The sequence below is a fragment of the Streptomyces sp. NPDC048211 genome (assembly GCF_043202315.1).
Lineage (GTDB): Bacteria > Actinomycetota > Actinomycetes > Streptomycetales > Streptomycetaceae > Streptomyces.
In genome coordinates this window covers 1-25,885 of sequence record NZ_JBIDAD010000001.1, presented here as the reverse complement: position 1 = coordinate 25,885, position 25,885 = coordinate 1, and the positions used below count along the sequence as shown (strand labels likewise).

Sequence of the window (25,885 nt, the reverse complement as noted above, 5' to 3'; positions counted from 1 at the left end):
CCGTGCAGGGGAGTCCCCGCAGAACGACGAACACCGACCCGGGTCCATCACGTACCCGCGGAACGTTCGTCGTTTGAGGAGACGCCCCGGAGGGGCCCCGGCCCCCCACCCACCGGGCAGAGGCGCACGCCGCGCCCAACGGGGGCACCCGCACCGACAAGCCCGTCCGGCGATTGAGGACGGAACCCCCCGCCCGGGGCAAGGGCAAGGGCAAGGAACCCCGCTGCCGCCCGCCCAAGGGCTACGCGTCGGGTTCGATCACAGTGAAGTACCCGGCGAACGCCGCCACCGCCTCGGCCTCCGCGATCCGCCCATCGCGGTCCGCGTCCAGGCTCTGCGCGGCGAACGCCGCCGCGTCGGGGCTCGCGCCCAGGACCCGCAGGGCCCGTTCGACCGCCGGCACGGCCGCCGCGCCGTCGTCGTCCGGGTCGGCCACCGCGATGGCCGCCCGCAGGAAGGGGCGGGCGATCTCCGCGAAGCGCTCGGGGTTGTCGCGCAGCCGTTTCACCGCGCCGCCCACGAACTCCTCACGGGTGACCCGCTGGTCCCCGTCGACGTCGGCGATACCCGCCATGCCCTGCCAGAACGCCTCGGCTCCGCTGTAGAGCGCCTGGCCCTTGTCGCAGCGGGCCGTCGTACCGAACTCGGTGAGCAGACGGGCCGCGGCGGCGTTGAAATCCGCGCGATCGATGTATCCGTTGCCGTCCTGGTCGAAGGCGGCGAAGCGGAAGGCGATCTTGCGCTCATACTCTGCGCTGTCCATGCGGGGAGCGTACGACGCTCGCAGGCGTCACGTGTCACTTACGCGCGTCACCGGTGTGACAACCCGGTATTAATGTCCGGGCGGGCGACCAGCCGGCAGCCGTTTCAGGCCGAGAGCGGCTGGGCTTCCTCGTCGACGGCGGAGTCCCAGTCCGGGTAGACCTCGAACAGCCGGCGTACGCCCAGCGCGGCAAGCACCCGGTTGACGTGGGAGCCCTCCTCGGCGCCCCGGGCGGGCAGGATCAGCCGCAGCCGGCCGCCGCAGGACCGCATCAGACGGCGGGAGGCGATCAGGACGCCCACGCCGCTGGAGTCGCAGAAGAAGACCTCGGAAAGGTCGAGCACGACGTCGTGGCAGCCCACGGCCACCGCGTCATGGACGGACTGACGAACCACCGGTGAGGTCACCAGGTCCAGCTCGCCGCGCATGTGCAGAACGGTCCACACGCCCTGCTCGGTCTCGGCCACTTTCAGTGTCACGCGACTGGGCCTCTCGTTCCGGGGATTCCTGGGGGTTCCAGTGATCCGGAAGTTTGCGTTCCTCCTCGCGGCTGCCCAGGCGCACTCCCCATGAAACACCGCCTCCCCGAGGAAGGCGCAGAACGGTTTCGTGCAGAAATGATCACTTCAGGTCCGATTCCGTCGTTGCGGTGTGCCGCATTCCCTACCATCCAGGGCGCTCACAGGGACGTACTTGCCGTAAAGGGGCGTGCTCGGTCAGCCTTGCCGACTACATTCGATGTGACGAGGGGTACAGGGCGAGAGGCCCTGACGGCACAGGGCTGGGGGTCGCATGGCCAAAAACGCACCACCCCGCTGGGACCGCAGGATGCAGCAGCGTCTGGCACGCGGTGAGGCGGCCGCCCTCGGCGAGCTCTACGACCGGTTCGCCTCCCTCGTGCACAGCCAGGCCAACCGGATGCTCGACGACGAGAGCGCCGCGGACCTCGTCACGCGCGAGGTCTTCGGCTACGTGTGGGAGAACCCCGACGCCTACGACCCCAAGCAGGGCTCGATGCGGTCCTGGGTCGCCCGGCTCACCCACCGCGAGTCCGTGCAGCGGCTGCGCAGGACCGCCGCCGCCCGGCAGGCGAACGACGCCTACGACGGGTACGGGGAGGACGAGGGGTACGACGGGTCCGGCATCGGCCCGGCCGACCTGGAGGAACGGGTGCGCCTGGCCACCGCCGCGGCCCGCGCCGACTACATCGTCGCGTCCATGCCCGCACCGCTGCGGGCCGCGCTGGAGCTCGCGTACATCCAGCGGCGCGACTACCGGCAGACCGCGACCGACCTCGGGGTGACCGAGGACGAGGCGCGCCGCCGGCTGCGGCTGGGGCTGCAGCTGCTGTCCACCGCGCACACCCGGCCACTGGAGGGCTCCTCACCGCCCGGATACGGACGGCCGCTGTGACCGACGGCAGTGACGGCTTCGACGAGGGCGGCCGCGAGGGAGAGGGGCGGGACGAAGTGGCGCGGGGCGCCCGGCGCATACCGGGTCCACGGGCCGCCGCGGACGACTTCGACCCGAGCCGGTTCGTCCCGCCGCCGCCCGTGCCCGCACCCGCTCCGCCTCAGGAGGCCGAGGCGGAGCCGGCGCGGCCCGACGACGAACCGCCCGGCCCGCCACCGGTGCCCGCGCCCGCGCCTCAGGTGCCCGCGCCGGAACAGGCGCGGCCCGACGACGAACCGCCCGGCCCGCCGCCCGCCCTCGCGCTCCCGCACCGCGTCCTGAAGGCGCTGCTGGGAGCCTGGGCGCTGACCGCGTGCTCGGCCGAGGAGTCCGAGGCCGTCGAGGCGCACCTCACGGAGTGCGCCCCCTGTGCCGAGGAGGCGCTGCGGCTGCGCGACGCGGTCGGCCTGCTGCACACCGACCGCAGCCTGGACCTGGATCCGATGCTCCGGACCCGGGTGCTGGAGAACTGCCTGAACCGCCGGCCGGCCAAGATCCCGGTTCCGGAGTGGGCCGCCCCGTACGACGCCGAGACGGCCCGGCTCGACGCGCTGCTGCGCGACATCGGCGACTCGGAGTGGCACGCCCCGGTGCGGCTCAAGTGGTTCGAGGACGAGCGCGGGGTGAACCGCAAGACGACGGTCGCCGGTGTCATCGGTCATCTGATGACCGTCGACGGCCTGGTCAGCGCCGCCCTCGGCCTTGACGACCCGCTCGCCGAGAGCGTCCCCGGCACCCCGCGCCGGGGCTCCGGGCTGCAGCTCGCCCCCACCACGCGCACCGAGACGTACTGGTCCGCCGCCCGGCGCCCGCCGACCCGCAGCGTCCGCGAACCGTGGCGCGACCAGAGCCACACCCTCATCCGCACCGTGTCCTTCGCGGGGCGCGGCGTCTCGGATCTCTCCGTCTCCTACGGCGACTTCGCGCTGCCGTTGCAGGACGCCCTGCTGGACCGGGCGTTCGAGTGCTGGGTACACGCCGGTGACATCGCGGACGCGGTCGACTATCCGTACGAGCCGCCGTCCGCCGCCCACCTGCACCGGATGATCGACCTGGCGGCGCGGCTCCTGCCGGCAGCCCTGGCCGTACGGCGCCGGGCGGGGCTCGCCGGTCCGGCCCGCCGTCTGGTGACGGCCGGCTCCCCGGGCCGCTCGCTCCATCTGGAGGTCGAGGGTTCGGGCGGCGGCGACTGGTACATCGCGCTGGACTCCCCCGCCGCCCTCGGTTCCCCCGATCACACGGTGGCGCAGGTCGCACTGGACGGCGTGGAGTTCTGCCAGCTGGTGGCGGGGCACGTGCCGCCCGTGGAGGCGGCGGCAGGGCAGCGCGGGGACCGCGACGCGATCCGGGACGTGCTCTTCGCGGCGGCCTCGCTCAGCAGGCTGTAGACCGCCGGGCAGCCCTCAGGCGAAGATCACCGTGCGGCGGCCGTTCAGCAGGATGCGCCGCTCCGCGTGCCACTTCACCGCGCGCGCCAGCGCCTGGCACTCCACATCGCGCCCGATGGCGACCAGCTGGTCCGGCGTCACGCCGTGGCCCACCCGCTCGACCTCCTGCTCGATGATGGGGCCCTCGTCCAGGTCGGCCGTGACGTAGTGCGCCGTCGCACCGATCAGCTTCACCCCGCGGGCGTGCGCCTGGTGGTACGGCTTGGCGCCCTTGAAGCTCGGCAGGAACGAGTGGTGGATGTTGATGATCCGGCCGCTGAGCTGCTTGCACAGATCGTCGGAGAGGACCTGCATGTAGCGGGCCAGGACGACCAGCTCCACGTCCTCCTCGCGGACCAGCTCCAGCAGCTGCGCCTCCGCCTCCGCCTTGTTCTCCCTGGTCACGGGGATGTGGCGGAAAGGCACGTCGTACGAGGCGACCAGCTCGGCGAAGTCGGTGTGGTTGGAGACGACCGCCGCGATCTCGACCGGCAGGGCGCCGATGCGGGACCGGAACAGCAGGTCGTTGAGGCAGTGGCCGAACTTGCTGACCATCAGCACGACCCGCATCCGGTCCGAGGAGCGGTGGATCTGCCAGTCCATCCGGAAGGAGTCGCCGATCGCCGCGAAACTCGCCCGCAGCTTGTCGAGCGTCACCGGGCTGTCCGCCGAGAAGTGGACGCGCATGAAGAACAGACCCGTGTCGTGGTCCCCGAACTGCTGGCTGTCCTCGATGTTGCAGCCGGTCATGAAGAGATAGCTCGACACGGCGTGCACGATGCCCTGTTTGTCGGGGCACGAGAGGGTGAGGACGTACTGCTCGGGGGCGGTGTCAGCAGGCTGCGGCGCGGTCATCCCCGTAGCGTGCCACACCGTCCTCGTTTCAGGCGGTCCTGGTCATGATGCGGAGCACGTCCAGCGAGCGGGGCGGGACGTCGGGGTCCTCGCCGTCGTTCGTGGCGAGCAGCACATGGGCCTCGCGGGCGGCCCGGACGGCCTCCGGCCAGCCGTGGTGCTCCAGATAGGCGGAGACGGGGGCGTCCGCGCCGACCTGGTGCATGATGCGCAGCACCCGCAGCACGGCGACGTCGACGAGGGCGGCCTCGCCGGAGTCCCGGAAGACCGTGCCGACGTATTTCTCGGCGGACCAGTTGTCCAGCCAGGTGTCCTCGACCAGGCGGTACACGGCGTCGGTGACGTCGCCGTACCCCTCCCGGCCGGCCAGCCAGCACTCGTGGTGGAAGACGGGGTCGGAGAGCATATGCAGCGCCGAGCGCACGTTGCTGCGCCAGCGCCACCAAGGGATGTCATTGAGCGGCATGCCGCCCATGGTGGAGGAGCGACGGCCGCGACGGGAAGAGTTCTCGGAACCTTGCTGCACGGTTGTCGATCGTACGTTCCCTTTCCGGCTTCCCTTACGGGCCCCTGTAATTCACCTGCACGTCACCGAGCGTTGAGCGGAGCACACTGTGGCGTTACCCGGGGGCGGGAAGTGTCTGTGCCCATGACCGGACGGCGACGCCCCACCTCCCCCCGCCCCCTCAGGTTGTTCACCGGTGCGGTGGCGGCAGGGGCTTTGCTGATGACCGGCTGCGGCGCACTCCCTGGGGCATCGGGGGGCTCCAGGGAGCCCGTCACCGTCGTGACCTGGGCGCCCGGCGGCACCTCGGGGCCGGACGCCGCCAACATGGCGGGCATGACCGCGATGGCGCAGACGTACGCCCGCTGGATCAACGGCGAGGGCGGGATCGACGGACACAAGCTGCGCGTGATCACCTGCGACGAACAGGACACCTCGATCGGGGCGGGCAACTGCGCCCGCCGGGCCGTCGAGGAGAAGGCCGTCGCGGTCCTCGGCTCCTACAGCCGGCACGGACGGGCGTTCATGGCACCGCTCGAAGTCGCCGGCATCCCTTACATCGGCGGCTACGGCGCCTCCGAGGAGGAGTTCCGGAGCTACATGTCCTACCCGGTCACCGGCGGTCAGTCGGCGCTCCTGGCGGGCAACGCGAAGCAGCTGGCCGCCACCTGCGACCGGGTCTCCCTGGTGCGTCCGGACACCCTGGGCGGCGACAGCCAGGCCTGGCTCCTCAAGACCGGTCTCACCGAGGCCCACCGGCCCGCACCGGTCGACGTCCAGGCTCCCGAGGGCGCCACGTCGTACGACGACTCGGCCGGGCGCTCGCTGGCGGGGGCGGGCACCGACGGGGGCTGTGTGACGGCCGTGCTCGGTGACCGCACGGAGACGTTCTTCGACTCCTTCAGGCGGCTGGAGCCGGCCGGCGGATCCGTGCGGATCTCCTCGGTCCTGGGCAGCATCGGACAGCCGCTCATCGACCGCACCGGCGGCCGTGAGAGCCCGTTCGAGGGTGCGTACGTCACCGGGTGGTACCCGGCCCCCGGTGACAGCCGCTGGAATCTGATGCGGCAGGTGATCGGCAAGCACGCCTTCGGCGACAACCGCATCGACCCCGACGACACGGGGGTGCAGACGACATGGATCGCCTACACCGCCCTGAAGTCGATCGTCGAGTCGCTGAACGAGGCGGAGATCACGTCCCGCAAGGTCACCAAGGCCCTCGTCCACGGCACCCGGGTGGACACCGGCGGCCTCACTCCCGCACTGCGCTGGCGCTACGAGGACATGATCGGCTCGGCCTCGTACCCGCGCATCGTGAACAGCAAGGTGACGTTCCAGGTCGTCCGCGACGGCCGGCTGGTCGCCGACAAGAAGGGCTTCGTGGATGTGACGCGGACCCTGGCGGACGCCAGCGCGACCGGCTGAGAAGACCCCGGTACCGGCGCCGGGGTCCCGTGGCGTCCGCCGCGCTCAGAGTGCGGTGGACGCACGCTTCGTCAGGCCGTACTTCGCCGCGATGGTGTTCCACAGCTTGGACGCCTGCTTCTTGGCGTCGGTCGCCTCACCGCTCTGCGCGTTGGCCTGCTGCGTCTGCGTCGTCGTGCGGGCCTTGCCGTGCTTGCACACCTTCTTGCTCTTGGCCTGCGCCGCCCAGGCGGCGTAGTGGTCGTCCGCCGAGGCGGACGCCTGCCAGGCCTTGGTGAGCGATGCGGTCAGCCGGGCGTGGTCCGGCAGCTTGTCGACCGAGAGGTCCTTGAGCCGGGTCACCAGATCGCGACGCTGCTGGGCGGCGCCCTTGAGGTCGGCCACGGCCTTGTCCAGGTCGGTGCAGTTCTTGGTCTTCTCCACCGCGCCGATCACCGCGGACCGGCTGTTGTTGCTGTCCGCGAGCAGCTTGTCGAGGGCCTCCGCCTGCGGCTTCGCCGGGTCCACGGCGGGCTCGGACGAGGGCGGGGCGGAAGCGGGTGAACTCGCGGACGCCACCGGCTGCTTGCCGTCCTCGGTCTTGTCGTCGTCGCCACCGCTCAGCAGGGCGCCGGCGCCGAGACCGATCACGGCACAGCCGACGACGACCGCGGCGATCAGCGGGATGTGCGCCGACTTCTTCCGCCGCCCGTCCTGCCCGTCGTGCGGCAGCCCGTCCTCGGGACCGCTGTACGGGGGTGCCTGCTGGTACTGCGGGGGCGGCCCGCCCTGGTACGGCTGCTGTCCGCCCTGGGGCGGGTACTGCTGGTGCTGCTGGTGCTGAGAGGGGTCGAACCGGGGCATCTGCTGTGTGGCGCCCGCGGGTTCGTCGTTGCGGAAGAGGTTGTCGAACTCAGCGGGCGGCTGCCGCTCACCGGGCGTCCCCGGCCGGATGCCGTACGGGGCACCGCCCGGCACCGGGGGTATGTACTGGGTCGCGTCGGCGTCCTGGCCGCCCTGCGCGGGCGGCGGCGCGGCGTGACCACCCGGCTGCTGGTACGCCTGCTGCTGGGCACGGCCCAGGAACTGCGTGGACTCCGCGGGGTTCTCCGGCGGCAGTCCGCCCGGCCCGGGTCCGCCCGGAACCGGGGCGATGTACTGCGTGGCGTCCACGTCGCCGCCCCCGCCGGGCCCCGCCTCCGGTGGCAACGGCTGTCCGTACGGCGACGGTTGGGGCTGGTGCGGCTGCTGGGCGGGCAGGTGGGGCTGAGCCTGCTGCCCCTGCCCGTACTGCCCGTACTGCTGCCCCTGCTGCCCGTAGGCGCTCTGCTGGTCCTGCCCGTACGCGCTGTGGCCGCCCTGGGGCTGCCCCTGCTGCGCGGGGTCCTGCTGGGGTGCCTGCGGCCCCCAGGGCTGCCCCCACGGCCGGCCGCCGGCCGGGGCGGCCTGGTCCGCCGGTCCTCCCGGCGTCCAGGGCTCTCCGCCGCCCGCGGGCAGCACGACGCCCTCGTGCGCGGGTCGTACAGCAGGGAGCTGCTGCTCGTCACCCTGTCCGCTCTGTGTCACCGGGACTCCTACGTGTGAACCTATGGAATCGTCGGCTCACGCTATCGGGTGGTCCCCACCGTTCGCCAAGCGCGTGTTGTCGCTCACCACCCCTTCACACCGGCTGTAACACTCCGCCGCCTTAAGACGCAGTTAAGGGGGCGCCCGCGCCGGGCGGGCCCGGAAACGCCCTCCCATCAGGCCGCCTGGAGCTCCAGACGGGCGCCGAACTCCCGCACCGCGGGCTCGTCCCCGTAGGGCAGCAGACGCTGTTGCAGATCGTCCAGATACTCCACGCCCCGGCTGGAACGCACCGTGCCCAGCAGCTCCATCGCCCGCGTCCCCGTGTGGCAGGCCTGCTCCACCTCGCGCAGCTGCACCTGCGCGGCGGCCAGCAGGGCCAGACCGATGCCCCGGCGGCGGGCACGGGACGCCGGAAGGCCGCCCAGGGCCTCCTTCGCCCGGCGCGCGGCCGCCTCCGCCTGGCCGAGGTCGCGGTGGCAGTGCGCCAGCTCGTCGGCCAGATACGCGTGGTCGAAGTGCACGATCCAGTCGGGATCGTCACCGCTGTCCGGGTCGGCCTGCTCCAGCGCGGTTAACGCCCGACCCGCCACCGCCTGCGTGGTCCGCGCGTCCCCGAGCAGTGCGTGGCCGCGCGCCTCCGCCGCGTAGAACATCGCCTCCGCCCTAGGGGTGACCCGCCCGCGCGCGCCCTCCTGCGCCGCCCGGGCCAGCTGGGCGATCTCCCGCGGATTGCCGAGCTGGGCCGCGAGATGGCTCATCGAGGCGGCAAGCACATATCCCCCGTAGGCGCGGTCGCCCGCCGCCTGGGCGAGACGCAGTGCCTGGATGTAGTAACGCTGGGCGAGGCCCGGCTGACCCGTGTCGATCGCCATGTACCCGGCGAGCTCGGTGAGCCGTGCGACCGCCCCGAACAGCTGCCGCCCGGTCGACTCGCGGTACGCCCCCGAGAGCAGCCCGGAGACCACGCTGTTCAGGTAGTGCACCAGGACCGGCCGCACATGACCACTGCCGAACCGGTGGTCCAGGTCGACCAGCGCCGCCGTCGTCGCCCGCACCGCCTCCACGTCCGGCATCCCGACCCGGGCCCCGGCCGCCCGCGCGACCTGCGGGTCCGCCCCGGAGATCAGCCAGTCCCTGCTGGGCTCGACCAGCGCCGAGGACGCGACCGCAGAACCGGTCAGGAAGTCACGGCGCCCGACGTCGCTGCGCCACAGCTCGCAGACCTGCTCGATCGCCCCGATCACCGTCGGGGCGAACTGCAGGCCGACACCGGAGGCCAGGTTCTTGCCGTTGGCCATCCCGATCTCGTCGATCGTGACCGTACGGCCGAGCTTGCGGCCGAGCGCCTCGGCGATGATTCCCGGCGCCCTGCCGCGTGGCTGCTGTCCGCGCAGCCAGCGGGCCACGGAGGTCTTGTCGTAGCGGAGGTCGAGCCCGCGCTCGGCCCCGACCATGTTGACCCGGCGGGCGAGGCCCGCGTTGGAGCATCCGGCTTCCTGAATGAGCGCCTGGAGCCGTTCGTTCGGCTGGCGTGCGACGAGAGGCCTGGCTGCCATGTTTGTCCCCCTGAGGCCGCAGTGATCATTGAGGAATCACTGCCCGACATATGCCTGAGAAATTCGCCGATTCATCGTGATGGTCACTTTTGACGCGTCTCTACCTTTTCCTCCCGGCGCGCACCCTAAGATGCAGAACGAACTGTGCCGGATCTCCGGTACGTGGCTACCCGCCCGCCGCCACCGTCCCTCCCGCGCGCCCCCACTGGTGCATCGATGCGCCCCACATGCGGGCGCGAGCGGCCGTAACCGCGCTCGCCGCGCCCGTAACCCCGGGTGGTGGCGGGAGTTGTGCTGGGCGTGGAAGAGCCCATCGGAGTCATGGAAGCCGCACCGATCCCCCAGCAGCGGGTCGAGCAGCTGCTCGACGCTGCCGTGAGGTACGCGGAGGAGCGGCACTGGGACGTGTGCCCCGGCGCCTGGCTGGAGCCGGCCGGCGGCACGGAACGGTGCTCGTGCGGCGAGGCGGGCTGCGGGGCGCCCGGCGCCCACCCGACCCGGCCCGACTGGGCGGGCCGGGCCACCGGCAGCGGCGCGGCGGCCCGCCGGATGTGGTCGCAGGAGCCCCGCGCCTCGATCCTGCTGCCGACCGGCCGCGTCTTCGACGCGATCGACGTACCGGAGTCGGCGGGCTTCCTGGCGCTGGCCAGGATGGAGCGGATGAGCCTGCCGCTCGGACCGGTGACCCGCACCCCCGACCGCCGGATGCAGTTCTTCGTCCTGCCGGGCGCGGCCGCCAAGACCGATGCCCTGGTCCGGAGGATCGGGTGGGACGCCGCGGCGATCGCGCTGCGTGGGTTCGGCGAGGGCCACTACGTCGCCGCACCGCCGACCCGTGTCGGCGGCGCCGGGGCGGTGCAGTGGGCCCGCAGCCCCTCCACCGCCAACCGCTGGCTGCCCGAGGTGGAGGAGCTCATCAGCCCGCTCGCCTACGCCTGCGGGCGCGAAGCCGCGGACGCGCGGGGGCGCCTTTCGTAGGGTGGCCCCAAGAAGGAGCGTCCGGCGACGGAGGCGGGGTGACACCGCCCCGCGTCACCCGGTGCTCCGAGGGGACTTCGAAGGGCGTGCACCATGCCGGACCGGACAGCGGACACCGACGGAGCGGACCGGGCCGTCGAGCCGGGGGCGACGCCCCCCGCGGTGCGTGTGGAAGGACTGTGGAAACGTTTCGGCGACCACACGGCGGTCGCCGGAATCGATCTGGTGCTGCCCGCGGGCAAGTTCATCGGCCTGGTCGGCCCCAACGGCGCCGGCAAGACCACCACCCTGTCCATGGTCACCGGCCTGCTCCGCCCCGACATGGGCCGGATCGAGATCGGCGGCCGCGACGTCTGGCGCGACCCGGTCGAGGTGAAGTCCCGCATCGGCGTCCTGCCCGAGGGCCTGCGGCTCTTCGAGCGCCTCTCCGGGCGTGAACTCCTGGCCTACACGGGCCGGTTGCGCGGGCTCCCCGGTGCCGAGGTGGACAGCAGGGCCACCCAACTGCTGGACGTCCTGGATCTGGCGGGCGCCCAGCACAAACTCGTCATCGACTACTCGACGGGCATGCGGAAGAAGATCGGGCTCGCCGCCGCCCTGCTGCACAACCCCGAGGTGCTCTTCCTCGACGAACCGTTCGAGGGCGTCGACCCCGTCTCGGCGCAGACCATCCGCGGGGTGCTGGAGCGCTACACCGGCTCCGGGGCCACCGTCGTCTTCTCCAGCCATGTGATGGAGCTCGTCGAGTCGCTCTGCGACTGGGTGGCCGTCATGGCGGCGGGCACCATCCGCGCCCAGGGCACGCTCGACCAGGTCCGCGGCGGCGCGCCCTCGCTGCAGAACGCCTTCCTGGAACTCGTCGGCGCGGGCGGCCGCGACGACAGCGCCGCCCTGGACTGGCTCGGCGGTGCCCGATGAGCGTGCTCGACGCCCCGGCCGCCTCGGGACCTCCGGCGTACCGCCCGGCGGGAGGTACGGAACTGGTCCCCGTCCTCGTACGCCTCAAGCTCGCCCTGCTCCGCAACGGGCTGCGGCAGTCGGCCGGCCGCCGGGCCGTGTACATCGCCTCCGTCGTCGCCACCCTGCTGATCGCCCTGGGCCAGCTGATCGGGCTGATCGCGCTCCGCGGGCACGCCCACGCGGGCTCCCTCGTCGTCCTGCTGGCCGCGGTGCTGGCAGCCGGCTGGGCCGTGATGCCGCTGTTCTTCGCCGCCGGTGACGAGACCCTCGACCCGAGCCGTCTCGTGATGCTGCCGCTGCGGCCCCGGCCCCTGATCACGGCACTCCTGGTGTCCTCGCTCATCGGCATCGGTCCGCTGTTCACGCTCTGCCTGGCGGCCGGTTCGGTCGTCGCGCTCGCGCACGGGCCGGGCGCTGTGGTGTTCGCCGTCCTGGCGGCCCCGCTGACCCTGCTGGTCTGCGTCGCGCTGGCACGGGCCGTCGCCACGGCCAACACCCGGCTGCTGACGTCCCGCAAGGGCCGCGACCTGGCGGTGCTCAGCGGACTGGTGATCGCGGTCGGCATCCAGGGCGTCAACTTCGGCGTGCAACGGCTCGGCCGGGCGGGCGGCCTCTCCGCGCTCGACCCGGCGGCGGAGGTGGTGCGCTGGCTGCCGCCCGCATCGGCGATCGGCTCCGTGGATTCCGCGTCCCAGGGGGCGTACGGACGGGCCGCCGTGCAACTGCTGCTCTCCGCGGCCGCGCTGGTCCTGCTGGTGGTGCTGTGGCGGCGCAGCCTGGAGAAGCTGATGACGGCGCCGGACGGCTCGACGCTCTCCGCCGCCGAACCGGCCCGTACGAAGTCCGGCGGGGACGGCTCCGGCTTCTGGGGGCTGTTCCCCGAGGGGCGCACGGGCACGGTGATGCAGCGCAGCCTGCGCTACGTCGCCCGGGACCCGAAGACCAAGGCGGCCTGGGTGACGGCGCTGGCGATCGGGCTGATCGTGCCGCTGCTCAACGCCTTGCAGGGCACGGGGTCGGTCTACTTCGCGTGCTTCGGCGCCGGGATGCTCGGCATCCAGATGTACAACCAGTTCGGGCAGGACACGTCGGCGTTCTGGATGGTGGCGCTGACGATCTCCTCGACCCGTGACGCATACCTCGAACTGCGGGCGCGGGCCCTGGCCCTGCTGCTGATCACCCTCCCCTACACGGTCGTGGTCACGGTCCTGACCGCGGCGGTGCTCGGGGACTGGGGGGTGCTGCCGGGGGTCATGGGGCTGTCGCTCGCCCTGCTGGGCGCGATGCTGGCGACGGGTGCGGTGGCCTCGGCGAACTTCCCGTACTCGATCCCGCAGGACGGCGCCTTCAAGAACGTGGCTCCGGGGCAGGCCGGGCTCGCCTGGATCTCCATTCTGGGCGGCATGGTCTCGGCGGCGCTGCTGTGCGCGCCCGTCATCGGTCTGACGATCTGGCTGCATCTCGCCGACGCGGAGGGCCTGCTGTGGCTCATGGTGCCGGTGGGTGCCGTGTACGGGACGCTGATCGCCTGGGCCGGGCTGCGGGTCGCCGCGCCCCGCACCGCGGACCGCCTGCCCGAGATCCTGGCAGCGGTCAGCAAGGGGTGACGGACCCTGGTGCCGGGGCCTCTTGTCACACACCCCGGTGGCTCCGTGACAAGAGGCCCCGGCTCCCGGTCGCCTCGTTACGGAGCCACCGGCTCCCGGTCGCCCTGGGCGTCCTCGGCGAGCTGCTCCAGGAAGGGTTCGACCGCGGCGCGCCAGCCCTCCGGCCGGTCGTAGTGGACGAGATGGCCCGCGTCGGCCACCTCCGCGTACTGCCCCCGGGGCAGCACCCTGACCATCTCCTGGGCCTCCGCCCGGCCCAGCTCGCCGTCCGGACCGCGGAGCACCAGGGCCGGGCACCTGACCTGCGCCAGCTCCTCCCAGTGCGCGTCGAAGACCCAGGTGGCGCGGGAGGTGAGCATCTGCCGGCGGGAGAAGACGGGCCGCCATCCGTCGGCGCGCTCCCCCATCACCTCGGCGAAGAATTCACCGCGGGCCGGGTTGGGGCGCTCCACCCAGGGGTCGTCCTCGCCGAACCACTTCCGTACGTCGGACAGGGTGGCGAACGGCACCGGCCAGGAGCCGAACCAGTCCTCCCACTCCCGCTGCGAGGCCGCGCCGAGCGCGGAGGCCCGCATGTCGCAGATGACCAGGGCCCGGACGAGGTCGGGGCGCTTCGCGGCGAGCTGCCAGGCGGTGAGCGCTCCCATCGCATGCCCGATGAGGGTGACGGGGGCGAGGCCGAGCTGTTCGATCGCGGCCTCGGCGTCGGCGACGTACGCCTCGCGGGTGTACGGCCCCTCGGCCGGCTTCTCGCTGCGGCCGTGTCCACGCTGGTCGAGGCCGACCGCCCGGTACCGCTCGGCGAGCCAGCGGGTGGTGGAGGCCCAGTGGGAGGCCCTGCCCATCAGTCCGTGGAGCAGTAAGACGCCCCCGGCGCGGTCGGGTTCCGCGCGCTCCTTGGGCGGGTCGGCGAACTCCCAGGCCGCGAGGCGTACGCCGTCGGCTCCGGTCACATCGATGCGCCGCACCATCGTTTCTGGCACCCCCTTCTGGTCCCTCGATCACCATGTGGTCGCGTCGGCCAGACTATCGAACCTTTATTCGAAAACCGGGTTCCGGCACACAACACCGCTCGTTCGAGTGACCGCCTCCCAGGATTGACGTCGGCCACGGAGGGGAGATCTTCTCCGGGAGGCGAGCCACTCGGGGATGAGGGCTCGCGGGAACCGACCTCGGGAGCTCGGGGCTCCAGGTCGGAACAGGGGAGGACAGGCCCCGGCGCCTTGCGGCGCCGGGGCCATCCATCGTTCCGGGGCCCCTCGCTCCGGGGCCGCCCGTCGACCCAGGACCCGTCGCCCCGAGGCCGTCCCTCGCTCCGGCGCGACCGGTCCGGGGGCGCGCATCGGATACCGGGGCGCGCGTCACGGGCGCGTGCGCCGGGGTGTTCCGCCGGACCTCGACAGCCTTCTCCCGGCGTGCAGGCCGGACATGCCAGTGCGACGGGCGCATTCCCTGCTCCCCTCCCCGAACGCGCGGCCAGCCGGCCGGCACTCTCAGGTATCCCTCCGCGACAGCCTGGCACGCGATCCGCCCGGGCGCTGCAATTCCGGACGGAAAACGGAAAACGGACGTCAGCAACCGCTGATCGTCCGCCACCCGCACTCCGGCGCTTGCTCACATGTGGAGCATCGCCGCGTTCAAAGTCTCGCCCTGCCGCACGGTGCGCCCGCCTTCAACACCGGCCGGGGCTCGGCCCGGCGCCCACCCGGGCGCGGCGCCGGGCCGGGGCTCGGCGCCCGCACGGGGCTCAGCGCTTCGCCACGAACACGTGCGAAGCCACCTCCGCGTCGAGCTCCGCCGCCTCACCGCTGCTGCCGACCAGCACCCCGCCGGCCGACTGGGTCACGCTGACCACGGAACCGGGCTGCACGCCCGCCCGCCGCAGCGTGTACATCAGCTGGGCGTCCGTCTGGATCGGCTCACCGATCCGGCGGACCACCACCGTCTTGCCCTCGGTGCCCGGGTCGAGCTCCGACAGGCTGACCATGCCCTCGTCGAGGAACGGGTCGGCCTCGGCCTTCTCGCCCAGCTCCTCCAGGCCCGGGATGGGATTCCCGTACGGAGACTCCGTCGGGTGGCGCAGCAGCTCCAGCACCCGCCGCTCCACGGCCTCGCTCATCACGTGTTCCCAGCGGCACGCCTCGGCGTGGACCTGCTCCCACTCCAGGCCGATCACGTCGACGAGCAGGCACTCGGCGAGCCGGTGCTTGCGCATCACGCGGGTCGCCAGCCGGCGCCCCTCCTCCGTCAGCTCCAGGTGCCGGTCCCCCGCGACCTGCACCAGGCCGTCGCGCTCCATCCGCGCCACCGTCTGGCTGACGGTCGGACCGCTCTGGTCCAGCCGTTCAGCGATCCGGGCGCGCATGGGGACCACGCCTTCCTCTTCGAGTTCGAGGATGGTGCGGAGATACATCTCCGTTGTGTCGATCAGTCCGGACATTCGTGCCCCTCGATGCAGTCGTGCGCTGGCCCTCGTCCAATTCTGACGCATAGCGCCGACAACCGTGCCTCACCGTCCGAAGGAGCTCGTGCGGCAGGGGCCCGGAACGGCCTGTGCGGTATTGACATGTCACTGGTCCAGACCGCAACGTGATCGGCGGTACGGACGCCCCCTGGACACCCCACCCCGCCGGAAAGGCCCTCCTCGATGAGCGAAAGCAAGCTGGCCGGTCAGTTCTTCGACGCAGCGATCGGCCTGCTGGAGCGCGTGCGCGACGAGGAGTCGGGCTCCATCGCGGCAGCCGGTGACGCGATCGCCGACACCGTCGTCGCAGGCGGCAGGCTCTTCGCCTTCGGAGCCGGGCACTCCTCGCTGGCCGCCCAGGACGTCGTCTACCGCGCCGGCGGGCTCGCCCTCATGAACGTGCTGGCCGTCCCCGGCACCCTCGGCGTCGACGTCATGCCGGCGACCCTCGGCTCGGCCCTGGAGCGGGTCGACGGCCTCGCGGGCGCGGTACTCGACTCCAGCCCCGCGAAGTCGGGCGACGTCCTCGTGATCATCTCGCTCTCCGGACGCAACGCCCTGCCGGTGGAGATGGCGCTGAACGCCCGCGCGCTGGGGCTGAAGGTCATCGGCGTCACCTCGGTCGCGTACGCGGAAGGCACCCGGTCCCGCCACAGCTCGGGCGGATTCCTGCGGGACCACTGCGACATCGTCCTGGACAGCAAGATCTCCATCGGAGACGCGGAGCTGGACGTGGACGGCATCGAGGCGCCCTTCGCCCCCGCGTCGACGGTGGTCACCAGCGCGATCATGCAGGCGATGATGGCCGCCGCCGCGGAGCGGCTGCTGGAGCGGGGCGTCGAGCCGCCGCTGCTGCGGTCGGGCAACGTCGACGGGGGCCACGAGTGGAACGGCCGCGTGATGGCGGAGTACGCGGACCGGATCTTCTACCGCCACTGAGCGCGGCGCCGCCCCGTCGGCGCGCTCCGCGAAGCCGCCCGTCGGTACGCACCGGCACTCGCCTTCGCCTGACGTCGGTACGCACCGGCGCACTCGCCTCCGCCTGCTCTGCGGGACGCACCGGCGCGCTCGCCTCCGGTGGCGGCCTCAGGATTCCGTCGGCTGCGGAGCCACCGCGGAGAAGGCCACCCCCGTCAGCTCCTCGGAGACGGTCCACAGGCGCTGCTGGACGGCCCGGTCGTGGGAGTCGGGGCTGGAGGTGACCCGTTTCGGGTAGCCCCGGATCTCGCCCCGGCTGCCGGGGCCGTAGTACTGACCGCCGGTGACGGACGGGTCGGTGGCCGCGCGCAGTGTGGGCAACGCCCCCATCTCGGCCTTCTGCGTGAGCAGCGGCGCGAGCCAGGTGACGGGCACGCGCAGCGCGGCGGGCGCGTTGCGGGTGAGCTCCGTGTTGGACACCCCGGGATGGGCGGCCACCGCGACCGTGGTGCCGTGGGGTGCGAGCCGGCGCTGCAGCTCGTACGTGAACATCAGGTTGGCGAGTTTGGCCTGGCTGTAGGCCCCCAGGCGGCTGTACGAGCGCTCCCACTGCAGATCGTCGAAGTGGATGGCGGCCCGGATGCGGTGACCGGTGCTGCTGACGGTCACGACGCGGGAGCCGGGGACGGGCAGGAGCCGGTCCAGCAGCAGGCCGGTCAGGGCGAAGTGCCCCAGGTGGTTGGTGCCGAACTGCAGCTCGAAGCCGTCGGCGGTGGTCTGCCGCGGGGTGTACATCACGCCCGCGTTGTTGATCAGGAGGTCGATGCGCGGGTGGGCCGCGCGCAGGTCGGCCGCCGCGGACCGGACCGAGTCCAGAGAGGCCAGGTCCAGGGACTGGACGGTGACGTCCCCGGTGATGCGGGCCGCCGCCCGTTTGCCCTTTTCGACGTCGCGGACCGCCAGGACCACCGCCGCGCCCCGCTCCGCGAGCATCCGGGCGGTCTCGAAGCCCAGTCCGGTGTTGGCGCCGGTCACGATCGCCACCCGGCCGCGCTGGTCGGGAATGTGCTGTCCGGTCCATTTGCCACTCATGCCGCACCCCTAAAGAACCATCGGTCTGTTGTAAGGAAACGTAAGAGACCGACGGTCTCCTGTCAAGGGACCGGCGGTCTTTAAGTTAGGCTGGGGGCGTGACATTCCAGCGTGCGCGCAGCGAGGAGCAGCGGGAGATCCGCCGCCGGGCGATCCTGGACACGGCGGCGGCGATGCTCGACGAGATGCCCGTGGCCGAGGTGACCCTCAACGAACTCAGCCGGCGGGTGGGTCTGGCGAAGTCGAACGTCCTGCGGTACTTCGAGTCGCGCGAGGCCGTGCTGCTGGAGCTGCTGGACGCCTTCCTGCAGAGCTGGCTCACCGAGCTCGCGGCCGAACTGGACGCGGACATCGACGCGCACGCGGCCCCGGAAGTGCGGGCGGGCCGGCTGGCCGAGACCCTCAGCCGGTCACTGGCGGACCGGGTGGTGCTGTGCGACCTCTTCGGCGCGCAGGGCGGCGTCCTCGAACACAACGTCTCGGTCGAGGTGGTCAAGCGGCACAAGCGTGCCGCCCTCACGCGGCTCGCGACCATGACCGAGCTCGTACGCCGCCACGTGCCCGAGCTCGGCGACGGAGCGCAGGTGTTCTGCCTGATGAGCCTGGTCTCGGCGGGCGCCCTGTCGGCCTACGTCCCACCGCCGCCCAGTCTCCTCGCCGCCTACGCGGACGAGCCCGACCTGGGCGTGCTCCACCTGGATCTGCGCGACGCCCTGCGGACCTCCTTCACGGCGGCGCTCCTCGGCGTGCTGCCGCGCGCCTGAGCCCGTCCGTCCGCCGTGGGCGCGGGACACCCGCACCCGTCCGTGCGCCCTGCGCGGCGCGCCTCAGACGCCCGGCGGGCCCGGCTCGCCCGCCATCACCTGCCCCAGGTCCACCGACGCCGCCACCCGGTCCGCCACGCTCTCCGCGTACACCGCGTCCGGGCGCTCGAACGCGGCACGGTGCGACGAGCGCAGGAACGTCACCACGCCCAGCGTCCGTCCCCGGCTCCGCAGCACCACGCAGAGCGCGTGCACCGCGTCGGCCGGCCACCGGCGCTCCGCCGCCCACTCCCCCGCCGCCTGTGCCGACCCGGCCCCCGCCGAGGCCCGCACCGACCCCGTACGGTCCACCGCCTGCAGGGCAGGGTGCCCCGGCGCGTACCGCAGCGGGATGCCGCCCCCGGCCACCGGCAGGCACGGGCCCGGCTCGTCGGACGGCGTCCCGGCGGCGCGCACCAGCCGCTCGCCCGCCACCAGGTCGATCAGCGCGTGGTCGGCGAAGCCCGCGAGTGCGTAGTCCAGCGACGACGTGGCCGCCTCCATCGGGTCCTCGCACTCGGCGGCCGACCGTGAGGCCCGGTGCAGCTGCCTCGACCGGAAGCGCACCCGGTCCGCGTCCTGGGCCGCCAGCTTCGCCGCCGTCACGTCCTGGAACAGCCAGCCGACACCCAGCGGCACCGGCTCCTCCGCGAGCGGCGAGGCCAGCCGCAGGAAGCCGCTGCGCCAGCAGCGGCGCCGGTCGCCCTCGCCCGTACGCAACGTCACCCACAGCTCGACCGGGGCGGGCGGCGCACCCTCGGCCAGCACGTGCTGGAGAGCGCCCTCCAGCTCCTCGACACCCTGCACGATCAGCTCGCCGAGGGGCCGGCCCAGCAGCGTCGTCCGGCCGCCGCCCAGCGCGCGGGCCGCGTGGGCGTTGACGACGGTCGGCCGCAGGTCCACGTCCACGAGGACCACGCCCCATGACGCGTCCTCAAACAGCGCCTCGCTCAGCGCGATGGACCGCTCCAGATCGATCTGCGCATGGACCTCGCTGAACGCGCAGTACACCCCGGCGGGCTTGCCGTCCGCACTCCGCACCCCGGCCGACTGGGTCCGCACGAGCACCCGCCCGCCGTCCTTGCGCAGCAGCGCGAACTCGTGCACCTGCCGGCCGGCCCCGTCCATGACGGCCATCAGCCGCCCCTGCACCTCGCCCGCGTCCGCCCGCCGCACGGCCCATCCGGCGAACCCGGGCCGGCCGACGGCCTCCTCGGCCGACCAGCCGAGGATCCGCTCGGCCTCGCGGTTCCAGTGGGTGACGGTGCCGTCGGCGTCGAAGGCGCACAGCGCGGCGTCCATCCCGTCGAGCAGGGCCGCCAGCAGCTCCGCCCCGGGAATCGGTTCGGGACCGAGAGCATCGGTCGTTCCGCTGCTCGTGGAAGCACTCATCCCGGGACCCCCTGCAGGACGTGTCCGCCATTGCCGCACGTCAGACCATTGAACTCGAACGTGACGCAGCACACATCAACTTCCCGGAAATCACCGGAAATCAAGGGCCCCGGTAATTCGGTTGTGCGGCGCCGGAGAGCTTCCTAGGCTGCTGCTACACGCAGAAAGGAGGTGTTCCGGAAGTGATTTCTTCTCGGACTCGTGAGGTGACTGCGGGCTGACGCCCGTTGTCGCGCTCTTTGCAGTGCAGGCCGGTCATCGGCCAATCCCAAGCAGTCACCGACCCGCAGGCTCGCCGGTAAGTCCGGCCGGCTCCTCCGCAAGGAGGGACCAGAGCCTGCGGGTTTCTGCATGTCAGGGGCGGATCCGCCCCGCGGCCACAGCCTCTCGACGCGGCCCGGGACAGCGCCGCCCTACGCCCACGGGCTCCCGACACGGCCCGGGACAGCGCCGCCCTACGGGCACAGCCTCTCGACGCGCCATGCGCCTTCGGCCTCCCGCACGTACCGGAGCCGGTCGTGGAGCCGGTTCTCGTGGCCCTGCCAGAACTCGATCGTGTCGGGGACGACGCGGAAGCCGCCCCAGTGCGGCGGCGCCGGGACCTTCTCGCCCTCCGGGTAGCGGGCCGCGAGGTCCTCGTAGCGGTGGATCAGCTCCTCGCGGGAGTCGATCACCGTGGACTGGTCGCTGGCCCAGGCGCCGAGCTGGGAGCCGTGGGGGCGGGTACGGAAGTAGGCGACCGTCTCCTCGCGGGCGACGCGGACCGCGGTGCCCGTCACGATGACCTGGCGGGCCAGCGGGTGCCAGGGGAAGAGCAGCGCCACATGCGGGTTGGCCGCCAGTTCCCGGCCCTTGCGGGAGTCGTAGTTGGTGAAGAAGACGAAACCCCGCTCGTCGTACATCTTGAGCAGCACCGTGCGGGAGGACGGCAGGCCCTCGGGGGTCGCCGTGGAGACCACCATGGCGTTCGGCTCGTGGAGCATGCCGCCGGCGGCGATCTGCCGGAACCAGCGGGCGAACTGCCGCATCGGATCGGCGGCGAGATCCGCCTCGGCGAAGGCCTCGGAACGGTACTGCTCGCGCATCGCGGCCGGATCGGTGGTGGAATCGGAGGAGGAGTCTGCGGTGGGCACGGTGTCATCCTGCCGCAGCGGCCGCGTCCACCGGGCGAGGAGGTCCGCCACCGCTGTTTCGGGTGCGACGGAGGAAGCTGTGCCGGATGTCACGCTTCCCGGTCACGTCGGAACCCGCCAGTATCTTGGGTGGGCCCTGGGGCCCGCCCGCAGCCGCCGACCGAGGGAGCCGCCTGATGTCCGACTTCGTACCCGGACTCGAAGGAGTCGTCGCGTTCGAAACGGAGATCGCCGAACCTGACAAGGAAGGCGGTTCGCTGCGGTACCGAGGCGTCGACATCGAGGATCTCGTCGGCCATGTGTCGTTCGGCAACGTGTGGGGGCTGCTCGTCGACGGGGCGTTCAGTCCCGGCCTGCCGCCCGCCGAACCGTTCCCGATCCCGGTGCACTCCGGTGACATCCGGGTCGACGTCCAGTCCGCCCTGGCGATGCTCGCGCCCGTGTGGGGCCTGAAGCCCCTGCTGGACATCGACGAGGAGACCGCCCGCAACAACCTGGCGCGGGCCGCCGTCATGGCCCTGTCGTACGTCGCGCAGTCCGCGCGCGGACAGGGCCGGCCGATGGTGCCGCAGAGCGAGATCGACAAGGCCGGATCCGTCGTGGAGCGGTTCATGATCCGCTGGCGCGGTGAGCCGGATCCCCGGCATGTGAAGGCCGTCGACGCCTACTGGACGTCGGCCGCCGAGCACGGCATGAACGCCTCGACGTTCACCGCCCGCGTCATCGCCTCCACCGGCGCCGACGTGGCCGCCGCGCTGTCCGGCGCGGTCGGCGCCATGTCGGGCCCGCTGCACGGCGGCGCGCCGTCCCGCGTCCTCGGCATGATCGAGGAGATCGAACGGACCGGGGACGCCACCGCGTACGTGAAGAAGGCCCTGGACAAGGGCGAGCGGCTGATGGGCTTCGGCCACCGGGTGTACCGGGCCGAGGACCCCCGCGCCCGCGTCCTGCGCCGCACGGCCGAGGAGCTGGGCGCACCGCGCTTCGAGGTGGCGCAGGCGCTGGAGAAGGCCGCGCTGGAGGAACTGCACGCGCGGCGCCCGGACCGGGTGCTGGCGACGAACGTGGAGTTCTGGGCAGCGATCATGCTGGACTTCGCGGAGGTCCCGGCCCACATGTTCACGTCGATGTTCACGTGTGCGCGTACGGCGGGCTGGTCGGCGCACATCCTGGAGCAGAAGCGCACGGGCCGCCTGGTGCGGCCGTCGGCGACGTACATCGGGCCGGGCACACGCAGCCCGCAGGAGATCCCGGGGTTCGATCAGCTGGCGGACCTGGGGAACTGAGACTCCCGGACTCCCGGACTCCCGGACTTCCGGGCTCCCGCATCCGAACGACGCGGCGCCCTGGCCCTGGCCGCCAGGGCGCCGACGTGTGTCAGCCGATGCTCCAGGGGTCACGCCCCGCGCCGAGCCGTGCCGCAGCCGTCGCAAGCCTGTGGCGCGCCTGTGTCATTCCCGCCCCAGGCTGAGATGCGTCATGAACGTTCCGGCTGTCGTATGGAGCAGCCGCCACTGCCAGTTAGGTCAAAATGACACACAAGGGACGCATCTTCTTCGCGGTCGCACTCACCACTGTGGGACTCGGGCTCACGGCCTGCAATGACGGCGAGGACTCGGCATCGGTGCAGGACTCGCCCTCGGCGTCCGCCCCGGCGTCGCCCGACCCGGCATCGTCCGACCCGGGCAGCGAGAGCCCGTCCGCGGACCCCGGTGACGACGCCGCGGCACCGGCCGGTGGTGACGTCGCCGCACCGGGCACGAAGTTCAAGGTCGGCGACCGGGCGGTCCTGCCGTTCAAGTACGGGACGGAGAAGAAGGGCACCGTCGCCGTGACCGTCACGGCGATCGAGAAGGGCGCCGAGGCCGACATGGCCGCGTTCGGCGCGAAGGCGAAGGGCATGACGCCCTATTACATCCGGATGAAGGTCGAGAACGTCGGCGGCACCGACCTGGCGTACTCGTCGCTGAGGCTGCGCGGCCAGCTGGAAGGCGGCGGCCCCACCGGCGTCATCCTGATAGGCGACCTCCCGGGCAAGTGCGACAGCGAGTCGGCACCCCGCGACTTCACCACCAAGGGCGCGTCGTACGAGACCTGCTCGCTCAGCGCCACGAAGACCACGCCCATCGCGGCGGCCTCGTTCGAAGAGGGTGACGCGTACAGCGACAGCCCGGTCCTCTGGACCAACTGACCACCCGTCCCCATGTCCGCGAGCCGGGCATCTCGTCCATGACGACATGCCCGGCCGGCGGCCGACCGCCTTCGGGTGCCCGCACGCGGGCCCGGAGGAGCAGTGGTGAAGGGGTCAGAGGATTTCGATGTCCTTGACCCGCGGCGGGTTGTTCGGGAACGTGATGTCGGTCCATCGGTTGATGCGCACCGAGTCGCCGTTCACGTCGTAGTAGATGAGGTCGTTATTACCCGTGGAAATACGGTCGACCCACCAACTGCCGAAGCTGGTACGCCCCTTGTTCGCATAGCAGTCCACGCTGGTACGGCCGTCCAGGTGGGACCAGACCTTCAGGAAGTTCTCCCCGCCGCGGCACTCGACGTGGTCGATGGCGAAGGCGTTGCTGGTGGGCATGACCATCGTGACCGCTGCGGTGGCAGCGATCGCCACACCCAGGGAACGGGCAGCCCTCTTCGTCCTTGAAATCACAACATCCCCTTCATTCGATTTCCGGCACCCGGCATTCCACCTTCGGCCTTCAGCCTTCGACCTTCGGTGTTCAACCTTCCGAATTCGAACGGGAAAGCCATGCCACAGGCGAGCGAACGAAAAGGAACCGAAAACGCATTCGCCCGCCACGCATTACCGCAATTCCCGTTCTCTTTCTTGCTTGACGAAGATCGCGCAAGCCGACTGCACAGGGCAATCACCCACGACTCCTCGGACCGGAAATAGCCCCCTAAATGTCCAGATCGAGACATGGGGGTGCTTTGTTGCTTTTCGGTCATCGACCGTCGATTTCTGGGCTTCGGGCTTCGGCACTCGGCCCTCGGCCCTCGGGAAGAGACCGATCATGGCCGATCCTTCGGCAGGCTCTACAGCTTTCCGGCGAGAAGCACGGTGCGGTGGCCGCCCAGCCTGCGGCCGATCTCCCGGGTGAAGCCGGATGTGAGTTCCGCCCAGCCCCAGAACGTGAACCCGAGGTGCCCGCACACGTAGTAGTCGTCCTCCCAGCTCCACCGGTCGATCCCGGAGGCGCCCTGGCAGGACGGGCAGTGCACCACCCCTTCGCCACCGCCCTCGGCCCAGTCGTGGAACCGCCCCTCGAAGGGGTCCCAGGCGGACTCGATGGGCTCCCACACCTCGTCGACCAGTCGGATCTCGGTCCGGCAGAGCGGGCAGACGGCCGCGCCCGCTTCTCCCTGGCCGCTGTCGAAGACAGTACGGCCGGTCTGGACGTGAAGGCCGTCGGACCACAGGTCGACCGGGTCCGGGTCACCGACGGCCTTGGTGAAGTGCGGGCCGGGCGCGTGTCCGTACCCGTCTCCGCCCAGGACGCAGTCGGTGCGCTCGGCGGCCACGATGCCCTCCGCGATCAGCCAGTCCAGGACCCGGGCCCCGAGCTCCTGCGCGTCCTGCTCGGTGGCATCGAGATCGACGACCGTCTGGAAGTAGTCACCCACGATTCCTCCCGTGTCTCAGCGGCCGACGTGTGCCGTGAACGCGGCCCAGGCGGCGGGTGCGAGGGCGAGGGCCGGGCCCGCGGGGTGCTTGGAGTCGCGGACGTGTACGGCGGCGGCGTGGGTGGCGACTTCGACGCATGCGCCGCCCTCGCTGCCGCTGTAGCTGGACTTCCGCCACTCGTACGCGACTTCGAGACAGGCCCCGCCCTCATCGCCGCTGTAACTGGACTTGAACCACGCGCGTGCAGTGCTCATCGGTCTCGGTCTCCCAGCAGACGGTCCAGCAGGCCCAGGGTGGCTTCAGGGCTGAGGGCCTGAGCTCGCAGCATCGCATATTTCTGGGAGAGGATGCTGATCTCATCGGGGTCGGAGACGAGCATGCTGCCACGCTGCGTCTCGGAGTACGCGACCTGCTGGTAGTCGGGCGTTTCCAGCAGGATGAAGGGTCCGTCGAGCCCGGCGTGGGTGCGATGGCTCAGCGGCAGAATCTGAAGGCTGACGCCCGGAAGTAACGCGCACGCGCGCAAGTGGCGCAGGTGCTCCGCATGCGCCGCGTCGTCGACGAGTCGGAGCATCACCACCGGCTCCCAGACGACGAAACTGATCGTCGGCGGTTCGAGGCGGTGCAGGATCTCCTGGCGCTCCAGTCGCGAGGCGGTCCGGACGGCGATCTTGTCCTCGCTGAAGACGGGGACCCGGTTACGGAACACCGCCCGCGCGTACGCCTCGGTCTGGAGCAGTCCGGGCAGGACCTGGTTGTCGTACCAGGAGAGGGCCAACGCCGTCCGCTCCAGGTCCATGTACTGCTCGGCCCATGCCGGTACGAGGTCGACCTCCGGCATGTTCTCCACCGCCGTGGCCAACGCACCCTTCGTCTCCAGGAGTTCGTCCATCCTGCGGGCGAGGTCAGGGAGGAGCGCGCGGCGTCCCTGCTCGATCGACGCGACCGTCTCCACCTGGATTCCTACCGCGTCGGCCAGTTGCGCCTGGGTCAGGCCGGCGGCGACGCGGAACACGGCGACCAGCTTGCCTACGAGCTTCATGGCCGACGCGTTTCTGCGCTGCCGATTCCTGGGGTGCATACGGTCCCCACTCCCCACCCGGCCCCGCACTTCACGCCTCGGCGACCCGTACAAGAAATATGTACGGGCTCCCGAAGCCCGAAGCCCGAAGCTCGGGTCCCGAGACCCGAGACCCGAGCTTCGAGAGGGTCTGTTCACTCGTTCGAGGGGCGGGGGCCCGGGGTCGGGCCGAGGCTTGAGACTCGGGATTCGAGCGTCTAAGGGCTGTCCCGCAATTCCTGGTGGATCAGCGCGCGGCGTCAGATGCGGTGCATCGCAAGGCGGAGGGGCGCCCGCATACTGGATGTATTCG

General features: G+C 71.7%; 25 protein-coding genes. 10 read left to right on the top strand and 15 right to left on the bottom strand.

Annotation, left to right across the window (positions count from 1 at the left end; all coding sequences use genetic code 11):
* Positions 1-241 precede the first annotated feature (241 nt).
* Complete coding sequence (locus ACGFZA_RS00125) at positions 242-763, bottom strand: EF-hand domain-containing protein (RefSeq protein ID WP_385288126.1); 522 nt, start codon at positions 761-763, stop codon at positions 242-244.
* Between the two features lie 104 nt (positions 764-867).
* Positions 868-1,242: an STAS domain-containing protein gene (locus ACGFZA_RS00120; RefSeq protein WP_385288123.1), complete on the bottom strand. Its 375-nt coding sequence runs from the start codon at positions 1,240-1,242 to the stop codon at positions 868-870.
* A gap of 313 nt (positions 1,243-1,555) precedes the next feature.
* Between ACGFZA_RS00120 and ACGFZA_RS00115 the strand changes: the two genes are divergently transcribed.
* Together ACGFZA_RS00115 and ACGFZA_RS00110 are read left to right on the top strand one after the other, a co-directional pair.
* Positions 1,556-2,176, top strand: a complete 621-nt coding sequence (locus ACGFZA_RS00115; RefSeq protein ID WP_393676138.1) for an RNA polymerase sigma factor — start codon at positions 1,556-1,558, stop codon at positions 2,174-2,176.
* Positions 2,173-3,603 carry a zf-HC2 domain-containing protein gene (locus ACGFZA_RS00110; RefSeq protein ID WP_385288119.1) on the top strand — a complete coding sequence of 477 codons (1,431 nt, stop codon included), beginning with the start codon at positions 2,173-2,175 and terminating at the stop codon, positions 3,601-3,603. The genes ACGFZA_RS00115 and ACGFZA_RS00110 overlap by 4 nt, the downstream gene beginning before the upstream one ends.
* Before the next feature lie 15 nt (positions 3,604-3,618).
* Here the strand turns inward: ACGFZA_RS00110 and purU are convergent, their stop codons facing one another.
* Complete coding sequence (purU, locus tag ACGFZA_RS00105; RefSeq protein WP_385288117.1) at positions 3,619-4,497, bottom strand: formyltetrahydrofolate deformylase; 879 nt, start codon at positions 4,495-4,497, stop codon at positions 3,619-3,621.
* A 28-nt stretch (positions 4,498-4,525) separates the two neighbouring features.
* Complete coding sequence (locus tag ACGFZA_RS00100) at positions 4,526-4,972, bottom strand: hypothetical protein (protein ID WP_266786353.1); 447 nt, start codon at positions 4,970-4,972, stop codon at positions 4,526-4,528.
* A 174-nt stretch (positions 4,973-5,146) separates the two neighbouring features.
* Here ACGFZA_RS00100 and ACGFZA_RS00095 point away from each other — a divergent pair, with 174 nt between their 5' ends.
* The gene (locus tag ACGFZA_RS00095) at positions 5,147-6,427 is read left to right on the top strand and encodes an ABC transporter substrate-binding protein (protein WP_393676135.1); all 1,281 of its coding nucleotides are present in this window, start codon (positions 5,147-5,149) and stop codon (positions 6,425-6,427) included.
* Positions 6,428-6,472: 45 nt separating this feature from the next.
* Here the strand turns inward: ACGFZA_RS00095 and ACGFZA_RS00090 are convergent, their stop codons facing one another.
* Together ACGFZA_RS00090 and ACGFZA_RS00085 are read right to left on the bottom strand one after the other, a co-directional pair.
* Positions 6,473-7,972 (bottom strand): hypothetical protein, encoded by a 1,500-nt coding sequence (locus ACGFZA_RS00090; protein WP_393676133.1) that lies wholly within the window; start codon positions 7,970-7,972, stop codon positions 6,473-6,475.
* A gap of 176 nt (positions 7,973-8,148) precedes the next feature.
* Positions 8,149-9,531, bottom strand: coding sequence for a transcriptional regulator (locus tag ACGFZA_RS00085; protein WP_393676131.1), 1,383 nt, complete (start codon positions 9,529-9,531; stop codon positions 8,149-8,151).
* Between the two features lie 321 nt (positions 9,532-9,852).
* Here ACGFZA_RS00085 and ACGFZA_RS00080 point away from each other — a divergent pair, with 321 nt between their 5' ends.
* The 3 genes from ACGFZA_RS00080 to ACGFZA_RS00070 all read left to right on the top strand — a co-directional run bounded on the left by ACGFZA_RS00080 (position 9,853) and on the right by ACGFZA_RS00070 (position 13,076).
* Positions 9,853-10,509 (top strand): bifunctional DNA primase/polymerase, encoded by a 657-nt coding sequence (locus tag ACGFZA_RS00080; protein ID WP_385288133.1) that lies wholly within the window; start codon positions 9,853-9,855, stop codon positions 10,507-10,509.
* Positions 10,510-10,602: 93 nt separating this feature from the next.
* Positions 10,603-11,427 carry an ABC transporter ATP-binding protein gene (locus tag ACGFZA_RS00075; RefSeq protein WP_393676129.1) on the top strand — a complete coding sequence of 275 codons (825 nt, stop codon included), beginning with the start codon at positions 10,603-10,605 and terminating at the stop codon, positions 11,425-11,427.
* Positions 11,424-13,076: a transporter gene (locus ACGFZA_RS00070; RefSeq protein WP_393676127.1), complete on the top strand. Its 1,653-nt coding sequence runs from the start codon at positions 11,424-11,426 to the stop codon at positions 13,074-13,076. The genes ACGFZA_RS00075 and ACGFZA_RS00070 overlap by 4 nt, the downstream gene beginning before the upstream one ends.
* Positions 13,077-13,153: 77 nt before the next feature.
* Here ACGFZA_RS00070 and ACGFZA_RS00065 read toward each other — a convergent pair whose 3' ends face one another.
* Both ACGFZA_RS00065 and ACGFZA_RS00060 read right to left on the bottom strand, forming a co-directional pair.
* Positions 13,154-14,047 (bottom strand): alpha/beta fold hydrolase, encoded by an 894-nt coding sequence (locus ACGFZA_RS00065; RefSeq protein ID WP_393677568.1) that lies wholly within the window; start codon positions 14,045-14,047, stop codon positions 13,154-13,156.
* A gap of 776 nt (positions 14,048-14,823) precedes the next feature.
* Positions 14,824-15,516, bottom strand: coding sequence for a metal-dependent transcriptional regulator (locus tag ACGFZA_RS00060; protein ID WP_385288102.1), 693 nt, complete (start codon positions 15,514-15,516; stop codon positions 14,824-14,826).
* Positions 15,517-15,723: 207 nt separating this feature from the next.
* Between ACGFZA_RS00060 and ACGFZA_RS00055 the strand changes: the two genes are divergently transcribed.
* Entirely contained in the window at positions 15,724-16,479 is a 756-nt protein-coding gene (locus ACGFZA_RS00055; RefSeq protein WP_393676125.1) for an SIS domain-containing protein, read from the top strand.
* Between the two features lie 147 nt (positions 16,480-16,626).
* On the opposite strand, the gene ACGFZA_RS00050 is transcribed toward ACGFZA_RS00055, so the two are convergent.
* Positions 16,627-17,550: an SDR family NAD(P)-dependent oxidoreductase gene (locus ACGFZA_RS00050; protein WP_385288098.1), complete on the bottom strand. Its 924-nt coding sequence runs from the start codon at positions 17,548-17,550 to the stop codon at positions 16,627-16,629.
* 98 nt (positions 17,551-17,648) lie between these two features.
* Here ACGFZA_RS00050 and ACGFZA_RS00045 point away from each other — a divergent pair, with 98 nt between their 5' ends.
* On the top strand, positions 17,649-18,314 hold the full coding sequence (locus tag ACGFZA_RS00045; RefSeq protein WP_385288096.1) for a TetR family transcriptional regulator: 666 nt from the start codon (positions 17,649-17,651) through the stop codon (positions 18,312-18,314).
* Between the two features lie 63 nt (positions 18,315-18,377).
* Here the strand turns inward: ACGFZA_RS00045 and ACGFZA_RS00040 are convergent, their stop codons facing one another.
* Positions 18,378-19,745 (bottom strand): PAS domain-containing protein, encoded by a 1,368-nt coding sequence (locus ACGFZA_RS00040; RefSeq protein ID WP_393676122.1) that lies wholly within the window; start codon positions 19,743-19,745, stop codon positions 18,378-18,380.
* A 455-nt stretch (positions 19,746-20,200) separates the two neighbouring features.
* The gene (pdxH, locus tag ACGFZA_RS00035) at positions 20,201-20,830 is read right to left on the bottom strand and encodes a pyridoxamine 5'-phosphate oxidase (RefSeq protein WP_385288128.1); all 630 of its coding nucleotides are present in this window, start codon (positions 20,828-20,830) and stop codon (positions 20,201-20,203) included.
* Between the two features lie 224 nt (positions 20,831-21,054).
* Here pdxH and ACGFZA_RS00030 point away from each other — a divergent pair, with 224 nt between their 5' ends.
* Both ACGFZA_RS00030 and ACGFZA_RS00025 read left to right on the top strand, forming a co-directional pair.
* Positions 21,055-22,164, top strand: coding sequence for a citrate synthase 2 (locus tag ACGFZA_RS00030; RefSeq protein WP_385288091.1), 1,110 nt, complete (start codon positions 21,055-21,057; stop codon positions 22,162-22,164).
* Between the two features lie 245 nt (positions 22,165-22,409).
* Positions 22,410-23,069, top strand: a complete 660-nt coding sequence (locus ACGFZA_RS00025; RefSeq protein ID WP_385288088.1) for a hypothetical protein — start codon at positions 22,410-22,412, stop codon at positions 23,067-23,069.
* A gap of 114 nt (positions 23,070-23,183) precedes the next feature.
* On the opposite strand, the gene ACGFZA_RS00020 is transcribed toward ACGFZA_RS00025, so the two are convergent.
* The 4 genes from ACGFZA_RS00020 to ACGFZA_RS00005 all read right to left on the bottom strand — a co-directional run bounded on the left by ACGFZA_RS00020 (position 23,184) and on the right by ACGFZA_RS00005 (position 25,554).
* A complete protein-coding gene (locus ACGFZA_RS00020) occupies positions 23,184-23,537 on the bottom strand; it encodes a beta/gamma crystallin domain-containing protein (protein WP_385288086.1) in 354 nt (117 codons plus the stop codon).
* A gap of 386 nt (positions 23,538-23,923) precedes the next feature.
* Entirely contained in the window at positions 23,924-24,511 is a 588-nt protein-coding gene (locus ACGFZA_RS00015) for a hypothetical protein (RefSeq protein ID WP_393676119.1), read from the bottom strand.
* A gap of 15 nt (positions 24,512-24,526) precedes the next feature.
* Entirely contained in the window at positions 24,527-24,766 is a 240-nt protein-coding gene (locus ACGFZA_RS00010) for a DUF397 domain-containing protein (protein WP_385288082.1), read from the bottom strand.
* Positions 24,763-25,554 (bottom strand): Scr1 family TA system antitoxin-like transcriptional regulator, encoded by a 792-nt coding sequence (locus tag ACGFZA_RS00005; RefSeq protein ID WP_393676117.1) that lies wholly within the window; start codon positions 25,552-25,554, stop codon positions 24,763-24,765. The genes ACGFZA_RS00010 and ACGFZA_RS00005 overlap by 4 nt, the downstream gene beginning before the upstream one ends.
* Positions 25,555-25,885 lie beyond the last annotated feature (331 nt).

Excerpts from the sequence above, each read along its gene's own strand:
- ACGFZA_RS00080 (WP_385288133.1), top strand. The coding sequence starts at position 9,853 with ATGGAAGCCGCACCGATCCCCCAGCAGCGGGTCGAGCAGCTGCTCGAC.
- ACGFZA_RS00125 (WP_385288126.1), bottom strand. The coding sequence starts at position 763 with ATGGACAGCGCAGAGTATGAGCGCAAGATCGCCTTCCGCTTCGCCGCC.
- ACGFZA_RS00100 (WP_266786353.1), bottom strand. The coding sequence starts at position 4,972 with ATGGGCGGCATGCCGCTCAATGACATCCCTTGGTGGCGCTGGCGCAGC.
- ACGFZA_RS00115 (WP_393676138.1), top strand. The coding sequence starts at position 1,556 with ATGGCCAAAAACGCACCACCCCGCTGGGACCGCAGGATGCAGCAGCGT.
- ACGFZA_RS00010 (WP_385288082.1), bottom strand. The coding sequence starts at position 24,766 with ATGAGCACTGCACGCGCGTGGTTCAAGTCCAGTTACAGCGGCGATGAG.
- purU (WP_385288117.1), bottom strand. The coding sequence starts at position 4,497 with ATGACCGCGCCGCAGCCTGCTGACACCGCCCCCGAGCAGTACGTCCTC.
- ACGFZA_RS00075 (WP_393676129.1), top strand. The coding sequence starts at position 10,603 with ATGCCGGACCGGACAGCGGACACCGACGGAGCGGACCGGGCCGTCGAG.
- ACGFZA_RS00070 (WP_393676127.1), top strand. The coding sequence starts at position 11,424 with ATGAGCGTGCTCGACGCCCCGGCCGCCTCGGGACCTCCGGCGTACCGC.
- ACGFZA_RS00030 (WP_385288091.1), top strand. The coding sequence starts at position 21,055 with ATGTCCGACTTCGTACCCGGACTCGAAGGAGTCGTCGCGTTCGAAACG.
- ACGFZA_RS00060 (WP_385288102.1), bottom strand. The coding sequence starts at position 15,516 with ATGTCCGGACTGATCGACACAACGGAGATGTATCTCCGCACCATCCTC.
- ACGFZA_RS00025 (WP_385288088.1), top strand. The coding sequence starts at position 22,410 with ATGACACACAAGGGACGCATCTTCTTCGCGGTCGCACTCACCACTGTG.
- ACGFZA_RS00065 (WP_393677568.1), bottom strand. The coding sequence starts at position 14,047 with ATGGTGCGGCGCATCGATGTGACCGGAGCCGACGGCGTACGCCTCGCG.
- ACGFZA_RS00050 (WP_385288098.1), bottom strand. The coding sequence starts at position 17,550 with ATGAGTGGCAAATGGACCGGACAGCACATTCCCGACCAGCGCGGCCGG.
- pdxH (WP_385288128.1), bottom strand. The coding sequence starts at position 20,830 with ATGCGCGAGCAGTACCGTTCCGAGGCCTTCGCCGAGGCGGATCTCGCC.
- ACGFZA_RS00005 (WP_393676117.1), bottom strand. The coding sequence starts at position 25,554 with ATGAAGCTCGTAGGCAAGCTGGTCGCCGTGTTCCGCGTCGCCGCCGGC.
- ACGFZA_RS00085 (WP_393676131.1), bottom strand. The coding sequence starts at position 9,531 with ATGGCAGCCAGGCCTCTCGTCGCACGCCAGCCGAACGAACGGCTCCAG.
- ACGFZA_RS00095 (WP_393676135.1), top strand. The coding sequence starts at position 5,147 with ATGACCGGACGGCGACGCCCCACCTCCCCCCGCCCCCTCAGGTTGTTC.
- ACGFZA_RS00040 (WP_393676122.1), bottom strand. The coding sequence starts at position 19,745 with ATGAGTGCTTCCACGAGCAGCGGAACGACCGATGCTCTCGGTCCCGAA.
- ACGFZA_RS00055 (WP_393676125.1), top strand. The coding sequence starts at position 15,724 with ATGAGCGAAAGCAAGCTGGCCGGTCAGTTCTTCGACGCAGCGATCGGC.